Below are 9,371 nucleotides of genomic sequence, written 5' to 3'. Positions count from 1 at the left end.
CGTTTGCTGTGAGTTTGCTCCGTCTGACGCGAAGTGCCTTTATAGTGTCATTCGCTGACGCCATGAAGCAGGTTCATGGTATCAAATTGTGGCGAAGGAGCTGCCTGCCGGCATTTTTACTTTATCGGAACGATGAAGATCGGAAGCATTGTCCTAACGCCGCAGTTCAGGGGTGCTACCGGCGGTTTGACCGGCTGATCGCCGATCCCGGGCATGGTGCCCGAAACAAGGCCGCTCACGGGTTGCGGCGTGCCGCCCGACTTGCCGCCCAGCGCGCGCCCGCCGCCGGGGCCGCCCTTCGGGGGCAGATTATCGCCGCCTCCCGCGACTATCCGGTCGACCTCAGCGTCGCCCAGCACGTCGCGCATGAGCATCTCGATATATGCCCCGAACACCATCTGCCCCGGTGTGAGCTTTCTTTCGCTGTTCAGAGTGCGCTCGACCCGGGCTATCAGCGACGTGAACCCGCTCTTGCTCTCCCGGTCCTTCGCCTTTGCCTCCGACTTGAGCTTTCGAACGAGCCCGCGGGTCGCGCCCATGTGATCGAACATGGCGCGGATCCTGCGCGCCGGGTCGTCGCTGCGGTACATGAGTTCAACCGCTTGCTCCTCAAGCAGCATGGAGCTGCGCAGCGCCCTGAACTCCGGCGAGTCGTACCATCGCTTGAACGACTCGTAAGCGATCCCCATGGGCCCTTCCCACTCGAACGCAACCGGCACGTGCGCCTCATTACCGTCGGCTCCCCTCGCATATTTGAATCGCACGTTCCGTGCGAACGAGGCGTCGTCCGGCGCGAACCCCACGTCGTAGCTCGTTTTGCGGGGGCTGTTTGCCCAGCTCATGTGCATCTTAGCGCCCACGAAGCGGCCGCCCCGCTCGATCGCGATGTCGTACTCGGAGTGCCCCATGATCATCCCGGTCAGCGTCTCCCGGAGAGCATTGGCGTCGAGCCCGCTCTCTGTCGCAGCCAGCCTGGTCGCGAGGCGCATCTGGCCCTCGTGCTTGACGTAGAGCGGTATCTCCACGGTCATCGACTCTTTTTCCGCCGAGCTGAGCAGCTTCTGCATGAAGCGCGCGTTCTTCTCCCCGGTCGCCGGATCGAGCGTCTCGATTTTCGACCCGTCCTCCATCTCGACCGCCTCGCCTTCGCTCTTCGGCGCGATCGGCACCCTGCCCTGTATCGCCGATATCACCGCGAACGCCGTCCTCGAGGGCGGCGCGTCGGAAATCACTATGTCCGGGGTAACCTTTATCGCGGGCATGCCGTGCACGTCGTATGTGGATATCCTGATCGCAGCCTGACCGCTCTCCAGATCTTCCGGATCCGGAAGATGAAATCCCCTGTCAGCTGAGATGATCGCGCCGCTCTCGGCGTCGAATGTGACCACGAGGTCCTCGCTCGGGGTCGCGCCGATGTCGAATCCCCTGTTGCGGTAGAAGGAGATGTCCCGCTTTCCGTCGCCGCTGGCCAGCGCGTCGCCGATCTTGAGCAGCCACGAGAGCACCGCGTGCTTCGGCACCTCGTGCGCGAGCTCGGAGGATGACGGCATGGCAAGCGCCGCGACAGGCGCCTCCGATTGCTCCTCCTCCGCGAATTCAGGCAGGAAAACGGGCGGCCGCACGACGGGCGCCTCGATCGGCCCGCCCTCGAATGCGCCCAGCCTCCGCCTTATGTCGGTGATCTCCATCCAGTAGGTGAGATACATCGCCTTGCCGGCCGCCAGCATTATATCGGAGATGCCGGGGTACTCCTTCTCGTCGCGCGCTTTCTGCAGATATCGCTCCACCCCTTTGAACACCGAGTCGATCACATCGATCTTCGACAGCCCTGTGCGTTCCGCGCTGTCGTCGTCGAGGGCTATGGCTATCGATGTCGCGAACTCGGACGCGGCCCTGCGCAGTCCATTCGTGATCGAGTGGGCGAGCGCCCTCATGGCATCGTCCGCCACAGAGGAGGGGTGAAATATCGATGTAAATACATAGGTGTTGCCGTCGTCCTCACCCCTTACGACATCCCCCTCCCGTGATTTTGCTCCGTCTGACGCCATTGCTCCGTCTGACGCCCCTGGGGCGGGGGAAGTTGCTCCGTCTGACGCGAAGTGGAGCCTTGCGTCCGCTTCCATCTCCTCGGCGCGTTTCTGGGCGATTGAGACCCGGACCGAGCGGTCTATCACGCCCGCGCTCATTTCGTTCCTGGAATTTTTGATTGGCATTTGAGGCTCCGGCCCCCCCCCGGGCCTGTCGATATATTATCGGCAGTAAATCGCTTTTGTTGCGCATAGTTTTGCATTTTTTCTGCATTTATATTCATCATTAATATCAATACGTTAGCGTCGGATAACGCCTTGCGCCGCCCTGTCTTCGTAAAAACACGTTGTAACCCGTCGCCCGGTTGTAGTATTCCCGGCAAAGTGAGGTCCTGCGAGCATCAGAGCAGGCGCCACCCGCCGTATGGAGCGGCGAAGACATTATGATGGCGTTAAACAGCGTGAGCACAATGTCCCTCTCTGTGCCCGGGATGTCGCTCGGTGCGAAGATCTCGCTCGTCATGAACATGGCGCGGACCCGAGATCCCCTGGAGGCCGGGAAATCGCTCTCCATTGGCAAGGAATTCGCCCGGCAGAACGACTTCTACCTCCCCACGCCCGACATGCAGAACCCGGACTGGTTCCGGGAATACAAGACCTTCACGGTCCCGTACCTCGTGCACTCCACGCGGCGCATCTTCAGCAGGGAGGTGAGGGAGATATCGGCCGCCCGCGACATCCTCGAGCTGTTCATAAACGAATCCCTCAGCGCCCCGTGCGTCGTGAAGGCCACGTCGATGGGGCTTTTGAGCTACAACGCTTCGAGCGAGTTGCTCCTGCGCCTGGAGGAGGATCTGGACTCGAAGCTCGAGTCGCTGCCCCCCGTGCTTCCGTCCTCCAATCCGTATTTCGGTTTCTCCTGGGTCGCGCGTAGGACGGTGCTGGACGCGGCGTTCTTCCTCTCCACGTACATCTTTCTGGGCGAGATCCAGCATCAGCTCTTCGCGACAGCCGGCTTCGCCGCTGCCATGGAGGCCGCGTTCTTGGCCCGCGGCCTGACTCTCAGGCGAAGGAGGGTCGAGGCGAACCTCGAGCGCGCCGCGAGGTCCGACGAGCTCGTCGCCATGAAGAACGCCGTGGTCGAGCAGCGCGCAGCGCTCGAGTCCATGAAGGACAATATCCCGTTCCGCGTCGACTCCCCCGATCCGGCCAACAGACAGATGCGCATAGCGAGGATAGTGGAGCAGGCGGGCGATGTCACCGGGCGCGCGGCCATACTCGACAGCAAGGGCGTTCCGCGGGTGCTGTCGGACCGGGTGCTCAATTACATAGTGGTGGAGCTGCCCGGCGAGGCGGGCAGGGAGATTCGCGTCGCGATCCCTGAGGTCATGCACCCGCACCTCTTCATCGAGGGCGATAAGCTCGTCGGCGCGGGCACGATGATCTACAGGACCGAAGGCGCGCGGCCGGAGCTGCTCTTCGACGGCCGCAGCGACATCTATCCAACCACCGAGGACTCGGTCATGCGCACCATCCACGCCATGCTCTCCAACAACCGCGGCACGAAGACGGTCGAGAGCTGCTTCAGGCGGTTCTTCGGAGCCGACGTCGACATCCGCCGCGTGGACGACCTCGGCGCCGCCTGATCCACGATCCCCGTTCCCTTGACTATTTCCCCTTTCCCCTCCACTATCCCCCGATTACTATTTTCCGAATCCCGGATCCCGAGTTCCGGATCCCGGGTTCCGGGTCCCAAATATGACCTCCTTTGACTATATAGTAGTGGGCTCCGGCATCATCGGCATGTCCTGCGCCCGCGAGCTCTCCATCCGCCACCCCGGAGCCTCCGTCTGCGTGATCGACAAGGAGCCCGCACCCGCGCGCCACGCCAGCGGCCGCAACAGCGGCATACTCCACGCCGGCTTCTACTACAGCGCCGAGTCGCTCAAGGCGCGCCTGTGCGCTGACGGCAACCGCCTGCTCACCGAATATTGCCTCGAGAAGGGGCTTCGCATCGACCGCTGTGGCAAGGTGGTCTGCGCTGCGAGCCCGGATGAGACCGCCGGCGTGGACGAGCTGCTCCGGCGCGGCCGTGTGAACGGCATCGATGTGAAGGCGGTCGACGTGGGTGAGCTCCGCGAGCTCGAGCCCGCCGCCCGCACCTTCGGCCGCGCGCTCTGGTCGCCCACGACCGCGGTCGTGGATCCGGAAGAGGTCTGCCTCTCGCTGGCGGGCGACCTCAGGGCCCGCGGCGTGGAGTTCATGTTCGACACGAAGTTCCTCCGCCGCCTCCCTGGCCGCGCGATCGAGACGTCGCAGGGCCGCCTCGAGTGCGACGCGTTGATCAACTGCGCCGGCCTCTACGCCGACCGCGTGGCCCACCGGTACGGCGTGGGCGAGGAGTACACGGTCATCCCGTTCAAGGGCTATTACTATAGATACAAGCACGCGGCGCACTTCCGCCGCCACGTCTACCCAGTGCCCAACCTGGCCAACCCGTTCCTTGGCGTGGCCTTCACCCGCTGCGCGGACGGCACCGCCAAGTGCGGCCCCACCGCCACCCCGGTCTTCTGGCGCGAGTGCTACGGGCTGATCGAGGGATTCCGGCTCGACGAGGCGGTGGAGATATCGCTCTGGGAGGCTCTCCTCTTCGCGGCGAACGACTTCAACTTCCGCGACCTCGCCCTCGTCGAGATGAAGAAGTACCTCAAGAGCGGCTTCGTGAAGATGGCGCGCAGGCTCATGCCCTCGGCCGACCCTGCCATGTTCGGCGATTCCCTGCGCCCCGGCATCCGCGCCCAGCTGCTCGACAGAAACCAGCGCAGGCTGGAGATGGACTTCGTGATAAGAAAGGGGGAGGCGAGCGTCCACGTGCTCAACGCCGTATCCCCGGCCTTCACCTGCTCGTTCGCCTTCGCCCGCCTTGTGGTCGATGAGGCAATGACCAGCTGACCTGATCTACCAGTCACCAGTCACTAGTCACGGTTTTTACCGTCAGACGGAGCAAAGTCATGCCAGGCACTGCTCACGTCTCTTTATGCCGGGAAAGTCAGACGGTCCAGACCCGCAATCCGCAACAAGATAACGGGAATCGTCAGTAATTATCCGACCCAACTCTCAACATTACTTTCAACACATTGTATTTTAAAGAGCTTTATTCTGGACCGATTTGGTCCGTCTGATTGTTTATTTAATTTCGTCTGATTGTTTAATTGTTTTAATTGTTTATAGGTCTGACTGTTTACGTCCGATCGTTCAGGTTTTGAGCTTATCGGAAACAGCCCTTTTTGTGTTATCATGATATTAATGCAAAGCATTGTGCGCTGCCAGCGCGTGCATCCTCACGTGGCATACATTCTCGGAGGTCAGCGATATGAAGCCGATGATCCGCTACCATGAATTTCCGATCTCCCTTCGCCTTGTAGTGAGAGTGTTCGGCGTCCTGATGCTGATCGTTGTCGCCACCTGCGGCGGCGGGTCCTCGACCGACTACGTCGCCGATACGCAGGCGTCCGCGCTCGACGGGCTCAGGGCGGGTTCGCTCACGCCGGTGCAGTTCTATTTCAGCGACGGGATCCCCGAGTTCCTCTCGATGAAGGTCGCCGTCCCGTCGGGCCTCGAGGACGACGCCGTGGTGCGCGCGCTCAACTTCCTCGAGACCTACAAGGACCTCTACGGCCTCACCGACCCGGCGTCGCAGCTATACCTGGAAAAGGTGGTGCAGAACGCGGAGGAAGGCGAGGAGCACCTCTTCTTCGGCCAGCGCCAGAACGGCATCCCCGTCTACGGAGCCGCGCTGGCGGTCCACATCGTGGACGGCTATGTGCGGATGACGGGCGGGCGCTACGTCGCCGACTTCCCGGCCTACGCGGCCCCCTCGATCGACGCCGACGCAGCTGAGGCGGCGGCGATCGCGGGGACGGGCTGTTCCGGGATGGAGGCCCTTGGAGAGACGCGCCTCATGTACTTCGACCGCGCGCTCATCGACTCCGCCGCGGAGTCGGACGTGCGCCTGGCCTGGCGCGTCAGCCTCAGCGGCTACTGCGACATCAACGGCGGCGGATCTTCATGGCTCGCCTTCGTGGACGCCTGCAGCGGGGAGGCCCTCTTCTACCTGAGCCAGTCCCCCGCGGGAAAGGACTTCGACATAGAGACGGCGAACAACACGTCCTCGAACCACTGCTGGAACGGCCTCGCGGAGACCGACGACGACGAGTGGTTCGACGAGGACGGCCCCACCGGCTATCCGGGCGCGGGCTCCGACCTCCATCTGGACGGCCAGCACGCCTATGATTACGCCCACGCCGTCTACGATTACTTCTACAACACCTTCGGGCGCAAGGGCTGGGACGGCCACGATGTGCAGGCGGAGATCATGGTCCACGCGCTGTCGTCGCACGGAACTCACTATGACCGGGGATGCGACTACATCCTCTTCATCGACGGGAGAGCACAGCGAGACATACTCGCGCACGAATGGACGCACGGGATAGGGTCGTACGAGGGCGTCGCCGAGTACCACGGCGAATCCGGCGCGCTCGACGAGCACTTCTCCGACTTCTTCGGCGCGATGGTGGACGGCGACTGGCTGATGGGCGAATACGCGCCCGGCGGCGCAATCCGGGACATGAGCGACCCGCCCGCCATCGACAACGACCCGGACCACATGGACGATTATCTCGTCACGAGCCTGGACCACGGCGGCGTGCACACCAACTGCGGCATCCCGAACAAGGCCTCCTATCTCCTTGCCGAGGGGGGCGTGCACAACACCTACACGATCCACGGCATCGGCAAGGATAAGGCGCAGAGGCTCTACTACAAGGTGCTGACCGACGTCCTGACGGGCGTGAAGAATTTCCTTTTGACCCGCATGTACTTCGTGGCGGTCGCCGACATCTGGGCGGAGAAGGGGACGCTCGGCTTCAGCGGGCAGGACGTCTGCGACGTCATGAACGCGTGGGGATCGGTGGGCGTGGCCGAGGCCTGGGCGGACAAGGACTGCGACGGCGAGCTCGACTTCGCGGACCCGGACGAGGACGGCGACAAGTCGCCCGACGTGGACGACAACTGCTCAGAGATCGCAAACCCGGGCCAGAAGGACACGGACAACGACGGGGCGGGCGACGCCTGCGACGAGGACATAGACGGCGACGGGAAGAAGAACAGCGAGGACAACTGCATCTACATAGCGAACTCGGACCAGGCCGACGCGGATCAGGACGGCCAGGGCGATGTCTGCGATGACCGCGACAGCGACGGGCACCCGGACGCCGCCGACAACTGCCCGGACGTCGCGAACGCCGACCAGGTCGACACGGACAAGGACGGCTCAGGCAACGCCTGCGACTCCGACGACGACGACGACGGCGTCGCGGACGAGCTCGACAACTGCCCCTTCACCGCCAACCAGGACCAGGCGGACCCCGACGGGGACCTCGTGGGCTCCGCCTGCGACAACTGCCCCGGCGTGGCCAACCCGGACCAGAGGAACTGCGACGGCGACAGGGGGGGTACGGCCTGCGACGCCGACGAGGTCCCGCTCCCGGGCGACTGCGGCAAGGTGGAGTTCGGCGTCGAGATGAACCGCTTCGTCCATCCGCTCGACCCGGTCTCGCTGGGCGACTGCGCGGGCTGCGGGAACTGGCTCGGACAGGACTTCCTGATCAAGGTAAGCGTCGACATGTCCGCAGGCGGTGTTGCCGCCTACTCGGCCGGCATCGTGGACGACCTGGGGCACGTGGTGGCGCGGGGGACGAACGACCCGGTGCAGGCGATGAGCTTCAAGCCAAGGGCCGGCTTCCACTACACGGCCCCGGGCACGCAGCAGGCCCCGTTCCAGGCGGTGAAGTACTTCCTCAAGATCACCCCGCCCGAGGGGGCCGCGATGGACGGCATAGACATGGACATCCTGGTGGAGACCCAGTAGCGGGTCCGGGCATCAGAAGAGGCCGAATTGATCGTTTGCGCTCTCCCCTGTGATTATCACGTCCGCCAGGTCGGCGGTCCTGCTCGAGAGCGCCACGTCGCCGTAGAAGATATAGGCGCGCCCTCGGTCGGAATCGTATCTGGAGGCGCCGGCGATCACGTCGGCGATCCCGTCGCCGTTGACGTCCAGGGTCCTAATGAATCTATATCCATCAGTCGTCCCCTCGCCCGACAGGGTGATGTTCGCGCTGTCCACCGTGCCGCTCGTCATCCCGCTCCCACCGATGAAGATAAAGATCTTCCCCTGAGCCGAGGCGCTATAGGACCTGGGCAATATGATGTCCTCGATGCCGTCGCCGTTGATGTCCGCCGGCGGAGCGACCTCTAAAGAGTCACCGGCGTTGCCGGTGTAGATGATGTTCGCATCGGCCGCGCCCTTTGTGGCGATCCCTGAGCCGCCGTAGAAGACGTACGCCCTGCCGCGATCGGTGTCATAGCCGTCTGCCCCGACCAGGAGGTCCGTAAGCCCGTCGCCGTTCACGTCGCCCGTCTCGACTGCCGAGAAGTCGTCACCGACGTTCTCCCCCGTCAGTATTACGTCCGCATCCGCCGCCCCCTTGCTGGCGAGGTTGGCCCCGTAGAAGACATACACCCTTCCCCTCGAGCTGTCGTAGTTGTAATTGGGGACTACGATGTCCTTGCGGCCGTCGCCGTCGAGGTCCGCAGCGAAGGGATATGATCCAAAGAGATCGCCATCGCCTGTGATCGTCACGTCCGCCGCGGAGGCGCTCTTTGAGGCCAGGCTCGGCCCGCCGTAGAAGACCTGGATGAGGCCGCTCTGCGCTGAGGCAACCGGAGAGCCGGCGATGATGTCGGCGATCCCGTCGCCGTTCACGTCCGCGACGCACACATTCGATTCAGTCCCGCCGAAAAAGTCGCCGGCGGCAGCGCCGGTTATCGTCACGTCGGCGGTGGCGGATGTCTCCTGGGCCGCAAAGTCCGGGCCGAGGAAGGCGTAAACGCAGCCGACGTCCCCTCCGCACCGCGACCTGGCGACGATGTCAGCATAGCCGTCGCCGTTGACGTCGTCTGTGCCGACCAGCTCAAAAAACTCATTGTCCTCGACGCCGCTGAAGGTGTTCGCGGCCTGGTTGGAGATCAGGCCGCCAGAGATAGGCGCGTCGCCGGCGGCGCCGTAGAAGAGATACTGCCTGCCGGTGTAGTTCTCGAGGCTTTCGTATCCAAGGAGATCCGAGTAGCCGTCGTGATTGATATCGTCCCTTCCCCACATGCCGAGCTGCCTTCCGGCAGCGTCGCCCGTCACCGTCGCGGCCGCACTCCCGGCCGCCATGCTCGCCTCGAGGACGCCCGCGTAGAAGAGGTATCCCCGCCCGTTCTTCCCGCCGGCGTTCCAAT

General features: G+C 63.5%; 5 protein-coding genes. 3 read left to right on the top strand and 2 right to left on the bottom strand.

Features of this window, described 5'->3' with window-relative positions; translation table 11 throughout:
• Positions 1-116: 116 nt before the first annotated feature.
• Positions 117-2,213 (bottom strand): hypothetical protein, encoded by a 2,097-nt coding sequence (locus JXA24_07525; GenBank protein ID MBN1283603.1) that lies wholly within the window; start codon positions 2,211-2,213, stop codon positions 117-119.
• 284 nt (positions 2,214-2,497) lie between these two features.
• Between JXA24_07525 and JXA24_07520 the strand changes: the two genes are divergently transcribed.
• From JXA24_07520 to JXA24_07510, 3 genes are all read left to right on the top strand, one after another.
• Positions 2,498-3,673, top strand: a complete 1,176-nt coding sequence (locus tag JXA24_07520; GenBank protein ID MBN1283602.1) for a hypothetical protein — start codon at positions 2,498-2,500, stop codon at positions 3,671-3,673.
• Between the two features lie 112 nt (positions 3,674-3,785).
• The gene (gene lhgO, locus JXA24_07515) at positions 3,786-4,979 is read left to right on the top strand and encodes an L-2-hydroxyglutarate oxidase (GenBank protein MBN1283601.1); all 1,194 of its coding nucleotides are present in this window, start codon (positions 3,786-3,788) and stop codon (positions 4,977-4,979) included.
• 421 nt (positions 4,980-5,400) lie between these two features.
• Positions 5,401-7,956: a M4 family metallopeptidase gene (locus JXA24_07510; protein ID MBN1283600.1), complete on the top strand. Its 2,556-nt coding sequence runs from the start codon at positions 5,401-5,403 to the stop codon at positions 7,954-7,956.
• 12 nt (positions 7,957-7,968) lie between these two features.
• Here the strand turns inward: JXA24_07510 and JXA24_07505 are convergent.
• Positions 7,969-9,371 (bottom strand): VCBS repeat-containing protein (locus JXA24_07505; GenBank protein ID MBN1283599.1); only part of this gene is annotated, 1,403 nt, incomplete at its 5' end.

The organism is Pseudomonadota bacterium (assembly GCA_016927275.1).
Classification (GTDB): Bacteria; UBA10199; UBA10199; order 2-02-FULL-44-16; family JAAZCA01; genus JAFGMW01.
The sequence above is the reverse complement of the archived record's forward strand: the minus strand, read 5'-3'. Positions and strand labels throughout refer to the sequence as shown.